Origin of the sequence: Pigmentiphaga sp. GD03639, from assembly GCF_029845405.1 — a bacterium.
In the GTDB taxonomy this organism is placed as follows: domain Bacteria; phylum Pseudomonadota; class Gammaproteobacteria; order Burkholderiales; family Burkholderiaceae_B; genus Pigmentiphaga; species Pigmentiphaga daeguensis.
Genome location: NZ_JAOCLR010000009.1, coordinates 157,466 through 172,182, shown reverse-complemented (window position 1 = coordinate 172,182; position 14,717 = coordinate 157,466). Strand labels below are relative to the sequence as shown.

The window sequence follows — 14,717 nt, the reverse complement described above, 5'->3', positions numbered from 1 at the left end:
GGCAAGCGTCGCCTATCGCCGGTTCCCCACTGCCCGCCGGCCTGGCGGCCGTCCGGACAGGCGCCGATTCCAGGCTATGATGGTGGGTTGCCGTGCGCTTTCCCAACCCTGTCTTACCCGTGCCAGATCTCACTCTCGACGATTTCGACTACGAACTTCCGCCCGAGTTGATCGCCCAGACCCCCGCCGCCGACCGCACCGCCAGCCGCCTCCTCCACCTGGATGCGCAAGGCGGGCTGCACGACCGCCGGTTTGCCGACCTGCCCGGCCTGCTGCGCCCGAACGATCTCCTGGTCTTCAATGACACCCGGGTGATCAAGGCGCGCCTCTTCGGGGAAAAAAGCAGCGGCGGCAAGGTGGAAGTGCTGGTCGAACGCATCACCGAACCCGACCGCGCGCTGGTGCACCTGCGCGCCAGCAAGTCGCCCAAGGCCGGCGCGACGATCCGCCTGGCGGGCGCCTTCGACGTGACCATGCTGGGCCGCGAGGGCGACCTGTTCGACCTGCGCTTCCCCGGCCCGGTGCTGGAACTGCTGGCCGAGCACGGCCAGACGCCGCTACCCCCCTACATCACGCACACGCCGGACACCGGCGACGACGCCCGCTATCAGACGGTGTACGCCCGCGAACCCGGCGCGGTGGCCGCCCCCACGGCGGGGCTGCACTTCGACGATGCCCTGCTGGCGACACTGCGCGCCCAGGGCGTGCGCACCGCCTTCGTGACGCTGCACGTGGGCGCCGGCACCTTCCTGCCGGTGCGGGTGGACAATCTGTCCGAACACGTGATGCACAGCGAACTCTATACGCTACCCCAGGCCACCGTGGACGCCATCGCGCAGGCCCGCGCCGCGGGCGGCCGGGTGGTCGCCGTGGGCACGACCAGCGTGCGGGCCCTGGAGTCGGCCGCCGCCACCCACTGGCCGCTGCGCGAGACGCGCGGCGACACGCGCCTGTTCATCACGCCCGGCTTCGAGTTCCGGGTGGTGGACGCGTTGATCACCAATTTCCACCTGCCCAAGTCGACGCTGATGATGCTGATCTCGGCGTTCGCGGGCATGGACCCCATCCGCCGCGCCTATGCCCATGCCGTGGCCCAGCGCTACCGCTTCTTCAGCTACGGCGACGCGATGTTTATAGAACGATGAACGGACTCAAATTCGAACTCCTGGCCACCGAGGGCCAGGCCCGCCGCGGGCGCGTGACGCTGAACCACGGCGTGGTCGAGACGCCCATCTTCATGCCGGTGGGCACCTATGGCACGGTCAAGGCCATGGCGCCCTACGAGCTGGACGAGGTCGGCGCGCAGATCGTGCTGGGCAACACCTTCCACCTCTGGCTGCGGCCGGGCACGCAGATCATCGATGCCCACGGGGGCCTGCACGGCTTCATGCAGTGGCACAAGCCCATCCTGACGGACTCGGGCGGCTTCCAGGTGTTCAGCCTGGAGGGCCTGCGCAAGATCACCGAGGAAGGGGTGCGCTTCGCCTCTCCCATCGACGGCGCGCGGCTGATGCTGACGCCCGAGGAATCGATGCGCATCCAGCGCAGCCTGAATTCGGACATCGCGATGGTGTTCGACGAGTGCACGCCCTACGCCATCGACGGCCGGCCGGCCACCGTGGACGAGGCGGCCACCTCGATGCGGATGTCGCTGCGCTGGGCGCGCCGCTCGCGCAATGAATTCGACGCGCTGGAGAACCCCAACGCGCTGTTCGGCATCGTCCAGGGCGGGATGTACGAGACCCTGCGCGACGAATCGCTGGCGGGCCTCAAGGACATCGGCTTCCATGGCTATGCCATCGGCGGCCTGTCGGTGGGCGAGCCCAAGGAAGACATGCTGCGCATCCTGGCCCACGTGGCGCCCCGGCTGCCGCAGGACGCCCCGCGCTACCTGATGGGCGTGGGAACGCCCGAGGACCTGGTGGACGGCGTGGCCGCCGGCGTGGACATGTTCGACTGCGTGATGCCCACGCGCAACGCCCGCAACGGCTGGCTGTTCACCCGCTACGGCGACGTCAAGATCCGCAACGCGCGCTATCGCGACGACACCCGTCCGCTGGATGAAACCTGCGGCTGCTATACGTGTCAGAACTTTTCCCGCTCGTACCTGCACCATTTGTTCAGGTCGAACGAGATCCTGGGGGCGCGGCTCAATACCATCCACAACCTCCACTATTACCTGCAGCTGATGCAGGAAATGCGCGATGCCATCGCCGGCGGCGTTTTCGCGTCCTGGCGGGCGGAATTCGCCGCCAACCGGGCCCGTGGCGTCTAGAATTCCACCTCCCGGCCCCGTCGTGGCCAACCAGGAGCTCGCGGCCACTGGTCAGCACGGCGGATCCGGCCGGGGTTATCCCTAGAAGAGGCCGGGTTCCGCCCTGGGCGGGCTGGGCTACAATTTTGAGTTATTTTCGACGCAAGTCATTGATTCTGGAGAAGAAATGCTGACATCCAACGCGCTCGCCAATGTCCTGGCGCAAGCTCCTGCGGCCGGAGGCGAAGGCGCCCTGATGGGGATGCTGCCCATCGTCCTGATGTTCGTGATCCTCTATTTCCTGATGATCCGGCCTCAGATGAAGCGCCAGAAGGAGCACAAGAACATGGTTGCCGCCCTGGCCAAGGGCGACGAAGTCGTCACCGCCGGCGGCATCCTGGGCAAGGTCGTCCAGGTCAACGACACCTACGTCTCGCTGGAAGTCTCGCGCGAAGGCGACAAGGCGGTGGAAGTCCTGGTCCAGAAGACCGCGGTCCAGACCGTCCTGCCCAAGGGCACCATCAAGGCTCTGTAAGCCGGGCGCTCGCGTCCATGCCGCTCGCGCGGCATCGATGCACTGCCGGGGGCTGGCGCCGGGCGCCGCCCCTTTTTCGCGTTCTGCGGCCTGGCCCGCTGCGGGCACCGGCGCCGATGCGCCAGCCTTCCGAGGTTTGATTACCGATGAATCGCTATCCTCTCTGGAAGTACATCATGATCGCCGTGGTGGTCGTGATCGGCTTCATCTACACCCTGCCGAACTTCTTCGGCGAGTCCCCCGCCGTCCAGGTCTCCAGCGCCAAGGCGACCGTCAAGGTCGACAACTCCATGATGGAGCGCGTGGACCAGACCCTGCAGGCCGCGGGCATCTCCAACACCGGCCTGTACTTCGAGCAGAACGGCCCCGTGGGCACGGTGCGGGTGCGCCTGAACACGCCGGACCAGCAGCTGCGCGCGCGCGACCTGCTCGAGAAGTCGCTGAATCCCGATTCGTCCGACCCCAGCTACGTGGTCGCGCTGAACCTGCTGTCGGCCTCGCCCGCCTGGCTGCGCGCACTGCACGCGCTGCCCATGTACCTGGGCCTGGACCTGCGCGGCGGCGTGCACTTCCTGCTGCAGGTGGACATGAAGGGCGCGCTGACCAAGCGCTACGACGCCATGACCGGCGACGTGCGCTCGCTGCTGCGTGACAAGAACATCCGCCACAACGGCATCGACCGCGTCGGCCAGAGCATCGAAATCAAGTTCCGCGACGCCGCCACCCGCGACGCCGCGCGCGACGTGCTGCGCAACGGCCTGCCCGACCTGCAGCTGACCGACCAGGACGCCGGCGGCGACTTCAAGCTGATCGGCGCCCTGACGCCGCAGGCCATCAAGACCGCGCAGGACAACGCGCTGCGCCAGAACATCACGACGCTGCACAACCGTATCAACGAACTGGGCGTGGCCGAGCCGGTCATCCAGCAGCAAGGCGCCGACCGCATCGTGGTCCAGTTGCCGGGCGTGCAGGACGTGGCCAAGGCCAAGGACATCCTGGGCCGCACCGCCACGCTGGAAGTGCGCATGGTGGACGACTCGCCGGAAGCCACCAGCGCGCTGGCCAGCGGCACCGTGCCCTTCGGGCTGGAACGCTACACCGACCGCGACGGCCGGCCGGTGCTGGTGCGCCGCCAGGTCGTGCTGACCGGCGAGAACCTGCAGGATGCCCAGGCCGGCTTCGACGGCCAGACCCAGCAGCCCGCCGTGCACCTGACGCTGGACGCCAAGGGCGCCCGCATCTTCCGCGACGTGACCCGCGACAACGTGGGCAAGCGCATGGCCATCTTGCTGTTCGAGAAGGGCAAGGGCGAGGTCGTGACCGCGCCCGTGATCCGCACCGAGATCAGCGGCGGCCGCGTGCAGATCTCCGGCAGCATGACCACGGTCGAGGCCAACGACACGGCCCTGCTGCTGCGCGCCGGCTCGCTGGCCGCGCCCATGGACATCATCGAGGAACGCACCATCGGCCCCAGCCTGGGCGCCGACAACATCCAGAAGGGCTTCCACTCGGTGGTCTACGGCTTCGCCGCGATCGCCATCTTCATCATCCTGTACTACGGGCTCTTCGGCGTGTTCTCGGTGATCGCGCTGGCGGTCAACCTGCTGCTGCTGATCGCGCTGCTGTCCATGCTGCAGGCCACGCTGACCCTGCCGGGCATCGCGGCCATCGCGCTCACGCTGGGCATGGCGATCGACGCCAACGTGCTCATCAACGAACGGATACGCGAGGAACTGCGTAACGGCGCCGCGCCGCAGCAGGCCATCCACCTCGGCTTCGAGCGGGCCTGGGGCACCATCCTGGACTCCAACGTCACCACGCTGATCGCGGCGGTGGCGCTGCTGGCCTTCGGTTCGGGCCCGGTACGGGGCTTCGCCATCGTCCATACCATCGGGATCCTGACCTCGATGTTCTCCGCCGTGGTCGGCGCCCGCGCGCTCGCCAACCTCTGGTACGGCCGCCGCAAGAAACTCGCCAAGCTGTCGATTGGCCAGGTCTGGAAACCCAAAGAGGTCTGAGCAACATGGAATTCTTCCGCATCCACAAGACCATCCCGTTCATGCGCCATGCGCTGGTGCTGAACCTCATCAGTCTGGTCACGTTCCTGGCGGCGGTGTTCTTCATCGCCACCAAGGGCTTCCACCTGTCCATCGAGTTCACCGGCGGCACGGTCATGGAAGTGGCCTACCCGCAGGCGGTGGAACTGGACAAGGTACGCGGCACCATCTCGCAGAAGGGCTACAACGACTTCCAGGTGCAGAACTTCGGCACCTCGCGCGACGTGATGATCCGGCTGCCCAACATCGAGGGCAAGACCTCGACCCAGCAGAGCAACGAGGTCATCGAGGCCCTGAAGGCCACCGACCCCGGCGTCGAGCTGCGCCGCGTGGAATACGTGGGCCCGCAGATCGGCAAGGAACTGGCCCACGACGGCCTGCTGGCGCTGCTGTTCGTGGTGGTCGGCATCATGATCTACCTGGCGTTCCGCTTCGAGTGGAAATTCGCCGTGGCGGGCGTGGTGGCCAACCTGCACGACGTGGTCATCATCCTGGGCTTCTTCGCCTTCTTCCAGTGGGAGTTCTCGCTGCCGGTGCTGGCGGCGGTGCTGGCGGTGCTGGGCTACTCGGTGAACGAGTCCGTGGTCATCATGGACCGGATCCGGGAGAACTTCCGCAAGCAGCGCAAGGCCTCGGTGCGGGACGTGATCGACAGCGCCATCACGGCCACCATCTCGCGCACGATCATTACCCACGGCTCGACGCAAATGATGGTGATCGCGATGCTGATCTTCGGCGGTCCGTCGCTGCACTATTTCGCGCTGGCACTGACCATCGGCATCTGGTTCGGCATCTACTCGTCCGTGTTCGTGGCGGCGGCCATCGCCATGTGGCTGGGCGTCAAGCGCGAGGACCTGGTCAAGCCGGCCAAGAAGGACACCGGCGAAGTCGTGGGCTGACGCCCGCATCGTTCCGGACGACGTCCCGAAGCGCCCGGCTCCGCCGGGCGTTTTTGTTTTCATCAGGCCATTCGACCCGACGGAGCACTTCCATGAATCCGCGATTCGATCTCCTGACCCTGCAGCTGCTGCGCAAGGTCGACGAAACCGGCAGCGTGGCGCGCGCGGCCGAGACCATCCACCTGACGGCATCGGCCGCCAGCAAGCGCATCCTGGAACTGGAATCCCAGTTGGGCATCGCCCTCCTGACCCGGCGGCCGGAAGGCGCGCGCCTGACCGCCGCCGGCCAGGCGGTGGCGCGGCGTACCGAACGGGTGCTGGAGGAATTGCAGGGGTTGCAGCAGGACCTGGCGGGGTTCACCGACGGCACCTCGGGCACGGTCAGGATCGCCTCCAACACCTCGGGCATGTGCGCGGGGCTGGCGGACCTGATGGCCCGTTTCGCGGTGGAATATCCCGGCATACGCATCTCGGTGCGGGAAGCCACGAGCGCGGCGGTGCTGGAGGCGGTGGCCAACGGGTCGGTGGACCTGGGCATCGCCCATGCCGGCGCCCAGGCGGGCCACCTGCAAAGTCTGCCGTATACGCGCACGCCGCTGGTCCTGGCGGTACCCGCCGGCCATGAACTGGCCGCACGAGACGCCGTCTTCTACGAGGAAACGCTGCGGTTCCCGCACATCGCGCGGGCGGCTGACAGCGCGCTGGCGCAGTTCTCGGGCCAGGACGGCCAGGGCACGCGGTACCCGCCCGCCGTCTCCACCCAGGTGACCAGCTTCCCCGCGGTGTTCTCGCTGGTCAGCGCGGGCCTGGGCGTGGCCGTGGTGCCCGCCGCGCCCGCCGACTGGCACGTGCCGGCCAAGATCCGGCAGGTGCCGCTGGCCGACGACTGGGCCAGCTTCGAACTGCGCCTGGTGGTGGACCCGGGCGTGGTCCCCACGCCCGCCGTGTCGCGCCTGCTGGGCGCCCTGCTGTCGCAGGCCGCCTAGTCCACGCTGACCGAAGCGTCGCGCACCACCTTGCCCCACTTGACCTTGTCAGAGGCGATCAGGGCCGAGAAGGCTTCCACGGTGTCGGACGCGGGCTCGTAGCCATTCTCGATCAGCTTCTGCCGCACGGCCGGCCTGGCCACGTAGGCCCGCATCGCCACGTTCCACTTGCGCACCACGTCGGCCGGCGTGGCCCGGGGCGCGGCGACGCCCCACCACTCGTCGGCCACGTAGCCGGGCAGCCCGGCCTCGGTCACCGTGGGAACATCGGGAAAGCTTGCGGCGCGCGCGGCGCCGGTGGTCGCCAGCAGCTTGACCCGGCCCGACTTGATGTAGGGCGTGGCCGGCCCCAGGATGGCGAACATCATGGAGATCTGGCCGCCCAGCAGGTCGTTCAGCGCCGGGCTGGTACCACGGTAGGGAACGTGGCGGATGTCGATCCCTGCCATGGACTTGAACAGCTCCCCGGGCAGGTGGCCCGCCGCGCCGTTGCCCGCCGACCCGAAGGTCAGCATGCCCGGCTTGCTCCTGGCCAGCGCGATCAGCTCGCCGATGGAGTTCACCCCCAGCGAAGGATGCACCAGCACGCCGAACACGGTCGAGGCCACGCGGCTGACCGGCGTGAACTGCTTCTCGGGATCGTAGGGCAGGGATTTGTACAGGCTGGGGTTGATGGCCGACACGCCCGCCGTCGTCATCAGCATGGTGTAGCCGTCGGGCTTGGCCGTGGCCACAGCGGCGGCACCGATGGCGCCGCCCGCGCCGGGGCGGTTCTCGACGACGACCGGCTGGTGCCATTGCTGATCCAGCTCGCGCGCGAGTTCGCGCGCCAGGATGTCGGTGCCGCCGCCAGCGGGAAATGGCACCACCAGCCGGATGGGTCCGGCCGGGTAGGCATCGGCCGCCTGCGCGGCGTGTGGCCCGGCGAACGCGAGGCAGGCGGTCAGGAGAACACGGAACGGTTTCATGCGAGCACTTCCCTTGCAGACTCGGCGGCGGACGCTTCCAGCGTCGCCTCCGGAAAATAGACGGTGCCGGCGTACAGGCGCCGGGCGGTGCGAAGCAGGCTGGCCGATCGGATCTCGATGCCGGCGGCGCCCTGGCTCGCGTCGATCCCCACGCGCAGCGTACCCGCGGGGTGCTCGATGGCGACCTCGCCCGCCTCGGCCCGATCGGCGATCCGCGCGGCGACGGACCCCGGCACCTGCACGGCCGCCGCCAGGCACACCGCGCCGGTCACGGCGAACGAGGTATGGCAGGTGTAGGGCATGAAGTACCGGGCATTGATCGTACCGCCCCCCACGGGCCGCGCCACGGTCACCAGCTTGGGCATCTCCAGCCGCGACACGTCGCCCAGCCCCATGGCTCGGCCGGCCGCGCAACGCACGCGCTCGACACGAGCCAGCAGATCGTCGCGGGCATTGATCTCGTCGGCAGTCTCGTAGCCCGTCATCCCCAGCTCGGCGGCCTCGACGATGGCCATGGGCACGGCCGCGTCCACGCAGCTGACGCGCACGCCTTCCATGGTCTCGACGGCCTGGCCGGTGGGCAGCAGCTTGCCGGTCTTGGCGCCGGCCACGTCGCAGAAGCGCAGCCACACCGGCGCGGCGGTGCCAGCCACGCCGTCGATGGCCGCCTCGCCCGCATAGACGGCGCGGCCGGCCCGGGTTCGCACGGTGGCGACGATGCGCTTGCCCGTGTTGACATTGAAGATGGCCACGTCGGTGGAGGCCCCCGCGGCGGCCTTCACCAGGCCTTCGTCGATGGCGAACGGGCCGACCGCGGCCAGCATGTTGCCGCAGTTCACCGAATAATCGATGGTGTTCTTGTGGACGCAGATCTGGGCGAACAGATAGTCCACGTCCACGCCCGGCCGGGCGCTGCGCGAGATGATCGCGACCTTGTTGGTAAGCGAATCGATGCCGCCTATGCCGTCTATCCGCCTCGGCTCCAGGGCCCCCATCAGCCTGAGCAGCGCGGCGTCGCGCCGCGCGCCGGCCGGCGGCAGGTCCTCCGCCAGGAAAAACGGCCCTTTGGACGTACCGCCGCGCATCAGTACGCAGCGCAGCCCCAGTTGATCGGAAAATGTCTGCATGGCTTTCCTCCTTGCGGGGCAAGTCTGGGCCGTCCGGCCCGAGCGGGCAAACGACGAATCGGCGCGGGGGGCGCGAAAAAAATTCAGGTCTCTGCGGACACCGTCCCGCCGCATACTGGCGGCCATGCGACACCTGGACTATTCCCGACTATCGGCGGGCGAGATCGCCGCCCGCCTGCGTGACAACCTCCTGCTGCCGGCCGACGTCGCCCGCGGCGTGATCGAGCAGCACGCGCGGCTGGAACCGGCCCTGGAGGCCTGGAGCTGGTTCCAGCCGCGCGAGGTCGAGCGCGCCTACCGCGACGGCCCGGCGTTCACCGATCCGCGCCCGAGCCTGCTGGGCGTCCCCGTGGGCGTGAAGGACATCATCGACGTGGCGGGCATGCCGACCGGGCTCGGTCTGCCCGGCGCGGCCGCCCCCGCGTCCCGCCATGCGGCCTGCGTCGAGCTGCTGCGCGCGGCGGGCGCGGTACCGGTCGGCAAGACCGTCACCGCCGAGTTGGCCTTCTCGCATCCGGGTCCGACGCGCAATCCTCATGCGCCCGGCCACACGCCCGGCGGGTCGTCCAGCGGCTCGGCGGCCGCGGTCGCCGCTGGCATGGTGCCCCTGGCGCTGGGCACGCAGACGGGCGGCTCGGTCATACGACCGGCCGCCTACTGCGGCGTGGTTGGCATCAAGACCTCGCTGAACGCGGTCCCCACGGCCGGCGTCGCTCCGGTGGCCGGCAGCCTGGATTGCCTGGGCTGGTTCACACGTTCCGTGGCGGACGCCATCCTGGCCGCGAGCGTCCTGCTTCCCTGGCGGGACCTCGCACCCCTTGCTCCCGGGCACCGGCTGCGCATCTGGATGCTGGACGCCACGGAACTGGGGCCGCTGGCTCCTGAAGCGCGGCAGGCGCTGGACGATGCGTCCGCCGCGATGCGCGAGGCGGGCTGCGCCGTCGTCGAGGCGCCCCTGCCCGGCCTCCTGCCCGCGCTGGCCGAATGCCACCGCCGCATCATGCTGCACGAGCTGGCCCGCTCGCTGCTGCCCATCCTCAACGCGCGTCGCCACGAGTTGAGCGCCGTCATGCTGGCGGCGATCGAGGCGGGACAGGCCATCACGGCCAGTCACTACCAGGAGGCCCGGGACCGGGTGCGGAACGCGCGCGCCACGCTTGCCGCCCACATGCGGGACGTGGACCTCATCCTGACTCCCAGCGCGGCGGGCGCTGCACCGGCGGGCCTGCACCATACCGGCGAATCGACCTTCAACCGGATCTGGTCGGTGCTCGGCTGGCCCGCTATCCACCTGCCGACGGCCTGGTCCGCGCGCGGCCTGCCGGTGGGCGTGCAACTCGTGGGCAGCCCCGGGGAAGATGAGGCGCTGCTGCGGCGCGCCGAGGCCATCCACCCCGTGATAGACCGGCGCGGACCGGTACCGCGCGGCCAGGCACCGATGGCACAATAACCATTCTCCCGCTTCCTCGGTGGCTGCCCCATGCCCAACCCAAGCAAGATCCGCGTCTGGGACCTTCCCACCCGCCTCTTCCACTGGCTGCTCGTCATCTGTGTGGCCGGGGCCTTCGCCACCATCAAGGCCGGCGGCCTGTGGACGGAATACCACCTGCTGTTCGGCTACGCGGTGCTGGGGCTGATCCTGTTCCGCATCGTCTGGGGATTCGTGGGCAGCAGCCATGCCCGCTTCGCGCGCTTCGTGCGCGGGCCGCGCGCCATCGCCGCCTACCTGGGGGGCACCATGCCGCGCACGCCCGGCCACAATCCGCTGGGCGCGCTGTCGGTGGTGGCCATGATCCTGCTGCTGGGCTACCAGGCCGTCACGGGGCTGTTCGCCAACGACGACATCTTCACGGAAGGGCCGCTGGCGGGCCTGGTCGGCAAGGACTGGTCGGACCGGCTGACCGGGCTGCACAAGCTCGATGAGCTGCCCATCCTGATCCTGGTCGGGCTGCACCTCCTGGCGATCATCTGGTATCGGGTCGCGAAGAAGCAGAAGCTGACCCGCGCCATGGTGACCGGCGATGCTCCGGCCGAGGAATTCACCGCTGGCGCCGACTCCGCGCGGGATACGGCGGGCACCCGCCTGCTGGCGCTGGTCATCGCGGCCGTGGTCGCCGCGGTGGTCTACGGCATCGTGTCGCTGCGGCCCGCCGCCATGTTCTGATCCGTCTCGGGCCGTGCCGGTCAGCGGCCGCCGTGATGACCGCCGCCTCCGCCGCCGGCCATGCCCACGCTGCCGCCCCCACGGCCTTCCCCGCCACGGCCTTCACCGCCATGGAAGCCGCCGCCCCCGCGGCCGAACTCGCGTCCACCGCCGAACTCGCGGCCGCCCTGCGGACCGCTCCAGCCCCGGCCCGCTCCGGGGCCAGCCTGAACTCCGCCGCCTTCGCCACGGCCACCGGCCCATTCCCGGCCGCCGGACGGACGCGAGGGCATGCCCGCGGCGCCGCGCGGGCCGTCCTGGCCCGGACGCGACGCCTGGGGCCCCTGCCCGCGCCCACCCTCGGCTCCCGGCATCCCCGCACCGCCACCGGGCATGCGGCCCGGCATCGCGCCCGGGTTACCCGTCTCGCGGCCGCGGCCGCCATCGGCCCTGGGGCCGCTTCCCTGTCCATCGAAACGGCTGCCGGGCGTGCCGCGGTCGCCCGCCGCTCCCGGCCGCCCGCCATCGAAACGGCTACCGTGGCCACCGTCGAACCGGCTGCCGTGGCCTCCGTCGAAGCGGCTGCCGAAATCCCTGCCGGGATCGCGCAGCGACACGCGGTCGATATTGGGCAGGTCGCGCCGCCAGGCATCGGCACGTGCGCGGTACGCCTCGCGCGCGGCGAAATGTCTGGCCGGATCGCCGCCGTAGAACTGGCGGCCGCGCCCGGGATCACCGTAGCCGACGTTGCGGCGGTGGTAGGGATCGTGCTGCCAGTCGACGTGGCTGAAGCGTGTGCGGTTGAAGTTGTTGTAGTTGTAGATGTTGACGACGTTGACCCGGTGCGAGTGCCAGTCGTAGCCGCCCCACAGCGCGTGCCCGATGAACAGGCCCACGCCGAACGAGAACACGACGCCGGCGGCCACGTAGCCGGGCGGGTACCAGTAGAACGGCGTGTAGGCCGGATACAGCCAGGGCCCGTAGACGACCGTGGGGTTATAGACCGGCACATACACCACGTCCGGCCGCGCGGGCTCGATGCGGATGACCGTGGTGCCGCCCGAGGACGGCACGGTGGTGACCGTCTGCTCCGGCCCGGAGGTCAGGTTGCCGGCCGCCTGGGCCCGCGACCGCAGCACCTGGACCTGGTCCATCAGCGCATCCTGTTGCGACAGGAAGACGTCGCCCAGGCGCGTGGTCCAGCTCAGGCGTTCGTTCATCATGTCCAGCACGTTGGGGAAGGCGACCAGCGACTTGACGCTGGGATCCCAGTCCTGGTTCTGCATCGCACCTTCCAGGTCCGCGCCCGTCACGTTGGGATGGTCCTTCTGCCAGCGGGCAGCCTCGACCACTTCCAGCGGATAGGTGGAGGCCATCAGGATCTGCGACAGCAGCGCGTCGGGATACAGCGCGATGGGCGCGACCAGTTGCTCCAGCTCCGCGGGTTGCGCGACGCCGTTGCGGGTCGATGCCGTGGTCTGGGCCGCGACGGGAACCGGCAGGCCGGCCACGGTGGAAAAGGCGGCGGCCATGCACAAGACGATTTTCGATACGGAAGCCATGACGGGCCCCCCATTTGGCGGAAATACACAGGTATTCGACCGCCGGAAAACGAAAAAAGCCAGGGTGGACCTGGCTTTTTTTTGAAACAACGGGCTTACAAGCCCTGAAACCTATTTCGATCGATTACCGGTTCCGGAAATTGTCGTGACAGGCCTTGCAACTGGCGGCGGCCGCGCCGTACGCGGTCCGCACCTGGGCCAGATCGCCGGTGTCGGCCGCCGCCACCAGCTTGTCGATATCGCCGTGCAGACGCTCCTGGCCCTGCTTGAACCTGGCGTTGTCGGACCAGACCGCGGGCTTGGCGCCGCCGCCTTCGGTTCCCGGGCCGAATGCGCTCCACGGCAGTTTGGACATCATGGCCACGATGGCCACGTCGGCCTTCACCTGGGCCGGGTCGTAGGGCTGCTGGCCGCGCACGACCGGCGCGATGCGGCCGAAGTGGTTGGACATCACGGTAAGCGCCGACTGGCGATACTTGACGGCGTCCTCGGGCTTGGCGAACTGGGCGGCGGCGGTGGCGGGCAGCAGCATGGGGGCGGCAGCGATACAGGCGACGGACAGTACGCGCAAAAGTCTCTTCATCAGGGGCTCCTGGGTAGGACGGACGGGGGAGGGTCTACCGGACGATAGACCGGTCGGACAACGATTCCAACGTGTTCGATGCGCGCGGCGCGCCAGGGTTCCCGGGATGTGGGCGCCGGCGCCCACATCCCGGCGGGCTACGACAGCTCGCGGGCGAGCTTGGCCGCCAGGCCGATGTAGTTGCGCGGGGTCATCGCCAGCAAACGGGCCTTGGGCTCGTCGGGCAGGTCCAGCCCCAGGATGAATTCGCGCAGCGCCTCTTCGCTGATGCCCTTGCCCCGGGTCAGCGCCTTCAATTGCTCGTAGGGCTGCGGCAAGCCATAGCGCCGCATGACGGTCTGCACGGGTTCGGCCAGCACTTCCCAGCAGGCGTCCAGGTCGGCGTCGATGGCCGCGCCGTTGATCTCCAGCTTGTCGAGCCCGCGCACGCAGGCGTCGTAGGCCACCAGGCAGTAGCCGAAGGCCACGCCCAGGTTGCGCAGCACGGTGGAGTCGGTCAGGTCGCGCTGCCAGCGGGAAACGGGCAGCTTGTCGGCCAGGTGGCGCAGCGTGGCGTTGGCGAGCCCCAGGTTGCCTTCGGAGTTCTCGAAGTCGATGGGGTTGACCTTGTGCGGCATGGTGGACGAGCCGATCTCGCCTTCCTTCAGGCGCTGCTTGAAATAGCCCAGCGCGATGTAGCCCCAGATGTCGCGGTTCACGTCGAGCAGGATCACGTTGGCCCGCGCCACGGCGTCGAACAGCGCGGCCATCCAGTCGTGCGGTTCGATCTGGATGGTGTGGCGGTTCTGCGTCAGGCCCAGGCCCTGGAGCACCTTGGCGCTGAAGGCTTCCCAGTCGATCTCGGGATAGGCGGACAGGTGGGCGTTGAAGTTGCCGGTGGCGCCGTTGAGCTTGGCCAGCGGCTCCACGCGCTCGATCTCGGCGATGGCCCGGCCCAGGCGCGCCGCCATGTTGGCGAATTCCTTGCCCATGGTGGTGGGACTGGCGGGCTGGCCGTGGGTACGCGACAGCAGCGGCTGGTCGGCATGCTGTTCGGCCAGGGCCACCAGCTTGTCGTAGGCCTTGCGCAGCGCCGGCACGAGGGCCTGGTCGCGCGCGGCGCGCAGCATCAGCGCGTGCGAGGTGTTGTTGATGTCTTCCGACGTGCACGCGAAGTGGATGAACTCGGCCGCGGCGGACAGCTCGGCGTTGTCGGCCACTTTTTCCTTGAGCCAGTACTCCACCGCCTTCACGTCATGGTTGGTGGTGCGCTCGATGTCCTTGATGCGGGCGGCGTCGGATTCGGAGAATTCCGCCACCAGTTCCGCCAGCCGCTGGCGCGCAGCAACGGAGAAGGGTTGCAATTCGGGCAGTCCCGCGTCGGACAGCGCCACCAGCCACGCGACCTCGACCTGCACCCGGTGATGCATGAAGCCGGCTTCGGACAAGAGCGGGCGCAGGAGCGCGCCGCGGCTGGCATAGCGGCCGTCCAGCGGCGACAATGCATTGAGGGGGGTCAGCTGGTCGGAAGTCTTCATAAGCGCTTGAAAGTAAAAAGAAATTGTAGCACCGCAGCATATCCGGGGACGGGTCCGGATGGTATACTCCGCGGCCCATCCATGCC

At 69.0% G+C, this 14,717-nt stretch carries 13 protein-coding genes; 8 read left to right on the top strand and 5 right to left on the bottom strand.

Features of this window, described 5'->3' with window-relative positions:
• Nucleotides 1–119 precede the first annotated feature (119 nt).
• The 6 genes from queA (at nucleotide 120) to N5K27_RS12545 (ending at nucleotide 6,731) form a co-directional block, all read left to right on the top strand.
• Nucleotides 120–1,145 carry a tRNA preQ1(34) S-adenosylmethionine ribosyltransferase-isomerase QueA gene (gene queA / locus N5K27_RS12570; RefSeq protein WP_087837032.1) on the top strand — a complete coding sequence of 342 codons (1,026 nt, stop codon included), beginning with the start codon at nucleotides 120–122 and terminating at the stop codon, nucleotides 1,143–1,145.
• Complete coding sequence (gene tgt / locus N5K27_RS12565) at nucleotides 1,142–2,275, top strand: tRNA guanosine(34) transglycosylase Tgt (protein WP_087837033.1); 1,134 nt, start codon at nucleotides 1,142–1,144, stop codon at nucleotides 2,273–2,275. The genes queA and tgt overlap by 4 nt, the downstream gene beginning before the upstream one ends.
• 166 nt (nucleotides 2,276–2,441) lie before the next feature.
• Entirely contained in the window at nucleotides 2,442–2,789 is a 348-nt protein-coding gene (gene yajC, locus N5K27_RS12560) for a preprotein translocase subunit YajC (protein WP_087837034.1), read from the top strand.
• A 146-nt stretch (nucleotides 2,790–2,935) separates the two neighbouring features.
• Nucleotides 2,936–4,807 carry a protein translocase subunit SecD gene (gene secD / locus N5K27_RS12555; protein ID WP_087837035.1) on the top strand — a complete coding sequence of 624 codons (1,872 nt, stop codon included), beginning with the start codon at nucleotides 2,936–2,938 and terminating at the stop codon, nucleotides 4,805–4,807.
• Nucleotides 4,808–4,812: 5 nt separating this feature from the next.
• On the top strand, nucleotides 4,813–5,745 hold the full coding sequence (secF, locus tag N5K27_RS12550) for a protein translocase subunit SecF (protein WP_087837036.1): 933 nt from the start codon (nucleotides 4,813–4,815) through the stop codon (nucleotides 5,743–5,745).
• A 92-nt stretch (nucleotides 5,746–5,837) separates the two neighbouring features.
• Nucleotides 5,838–6,731, top strand: a complete 894-nt coding sequence (locus N5K27_RS12545) for a LysR family transcriptional regulator (RefSeq protein ID WP_279816805.1) — start codon at nucleotides 5,838–5,840, stop codon at nucleotides 6,729–6,731.
• Here N5K27_RS12545 and N5K27_RS12540 read toward each other — a convergent pair.
• Together N5K27_RS12540 and N5K27_RS12535 are read right to left on the bottom strand one after the other, a co-directional pair.
• Nucleotides 6,728–7,699, bottom strand: a complete 972-nt coding sequence (locus tag N5K27_RS12540) for a tripartite tricarboxylate transporter substrate binding protein (RefSeq protein WP_279816803.1) — start codon at nucleotides 7,697–7,699, stop codon at nucleotides 6,728–6,730. The genes N5K27_RS12545 and N5K27_RS12540 overlap by 4 nt on opposite strands.
• Entirely contained in the window at nucleotides 7,696–8,826 is a 1,131-nt protein-coding gene (locus N5K27_RS12535; RefSeq protein WP_279816801.1) for a 4-oxalomesaconate tautomerase, read from the bottom strand. The genes N5K27_RS12540 and N5K27_RS12535 overlap by 4 nt, the downstream gene beginning before the upstream one ends.
• 124 nt (nucleotides 8,827–8,950) lie before the next feature.
• Between N5K27_RS12535 and N5K27_RS12530 the strand changes: the two genes are divergently transcribed.
• Both N5K27_RS12530 and N5K27_RS12525 read left to right on the top strand, forming a co-directional pair.
• On the top strand, nucleotides 8,951–10,276 hold the full coding sequence (locus tag N5K27_RS12530; RefSeq protein ID WP_279816798.1) for an amidase: 1,326 nt from the start codon (nucleotides 8,951–8,953) through the stop codon (nucleotides 10,274–10,276).
• Between the two features lie 30 nt (nucleotides 10,277–10,306).
• A complete protein-coding gene (locus tag N5K27_RS12525) occupies nucleotides 10,307–10,990 on the top strand; it encodes a cytochrome b/b6 domain-containing protein (protein ID WP_087837041.1) in 684 nt (227 codons plus the stop codon).
• A gap of 20 nt (nucleotides 10,991–11,010) precedes the next feature.
• Here the strand turns inward: N5K27_RS12525 and N5K27_RS12520 are convergent, their stop codons facing one another.
• The 3 genes from N5K27_RS12520 to purB all read right to left on the bottom strand — a co-directional run bounded on the left by N5K27_RS12520 (nucleotide 11,011) and on the right by purB (nucleotide 14,631).
• The gene (locus N5K27_RS12520) at nucleotides 11,011–12,531 is read right to left on the bottom strand and encodes a DUF3300 domain-containing protein (RefSeq protein WP_279816794.1); all 1,521 of its coding nucleotides are present in this window, start codon (nucleotides 12,529–12,531) and stop codon (nucleotides 11,011–11,013) included.
• A 124-nt stretch (nucleotides 12,532–12,655) separates the two neighbouring features.
• Complete coding sequence (locus N5K27_RS12515; protein WP_087837042.1) at nucleotides 12,656–13,114, bottom strand: cytochrome c; 459 nt, start codon at nucleotides 13,112–13,114, stop codon at nucleotides 12,656–12,658.
• A 137-nt stretch (nucleotides 13,115–13,251) separates the two neighbouring features.
• Nucleotides 13,252–14,631 (bottom strand): adenylosuccinate lyase, encoded by a 1,380-nt coding sequence (purB, locus tag N5K27_RS12510; RefSeq protein WP_279816791.1) that lies wholly within the window; start codon nucleotides 14,629–14,631, stop codon nucleotides 13,252–13,254.
• Nucleotides 14,632–14,717 lie beyond the last annotated feature (86 nt).

What these genes read in the sequence shown, in the direction of transcription:
- tgt (WP_087837033.1), top strand. Translation starts at nt 1,142, where the DNA reads ATGAACGGACTCAAATTCGAACTCCTGGCCACCGAGGGCCAGGCCCGC.
- yajC (WP_087837034.1), top strand. Translation starts at nt 2,442, where the DNA reads ATGCTGACATCCAACGCGCTCGCCAATGTCCTGGCGCAAGCTCCTGCG.
- secD (WP_087837035.1), top strand. Translation starts at nt 2,936, where the DNA reads ATGAATCGCTATCCTCTCTGGAAGTACATCATGATCGCCGTGGTGGTC.
- secF (WP_087837036.1), top strand. Translation starts at nt 4,813, where the DNA reads ATGGAATTCTTCCGCATCCACAAGACCATCCCGTTCATGCGCCATGCG.
- N5K27_RS12545 (WP_279816805.1), top strand. Translation starts at nt 5,838, where the DNA reads ATGAATCCGCGATTCGATCTCCTGACCCTGCAGCTGCTGCGCAAGGTC.
- N5K27_RS12540 (WP_279816803.1), bottom strand. Translation starts at nt 7,699, where the DNA reads ATGAAACCGTTCCGTGTTCTCCTGACCGCCTGCCTCGCGTTCGCCGGG.
- N5K27_RS12535 (WP_279816801.1), bottom strand. Translation starts at nt 8,826, where the DNA reads ATGCAGACATTTTCCGATCAACTGGGGCTGCGCTGCGTACTGATGCGC.
- N5K27_RS12530 (WP_279816798.1), top strand. Translation starts at nt 8,951, where the DNA reads ATGCGACACCTGGACTATTCCCGACTATCGGCGGGCGAGATCGCCGCC.
- N5K27_RS12525 (WP_087837041.1), top strand. Translation starts at nt 10,307, where the DNA reads ATGCCCAACCCAAGCAAGATCCGCGTCTGGGACCTTCCCACCCGCCTC.
- N5K27_RS12520 (WP_279816794.1), bottom strand. Translation starts at nt 12,531, where the DNA reads ATGGCTTCCGTATCGAAAATCGTCTTGTGCATGGCCGCCGCCTTTTCC.
- N5K27_RS12515 (WP_087837042.1), bottom strand. Translation starts at nt 13,114, where the DNA reads ATGAAGAGACTTTTGCGCGTACTGTCCGTCGCCTGTATCGCTGCCGCC.
- purB (WP_279816791.1), bottom strand. Translation starts at nt 14,631, where the DNA reads ATGAAGACTTCCGACCAGCTGACCCCCCTCAATGCATTGTCGCCGCTG.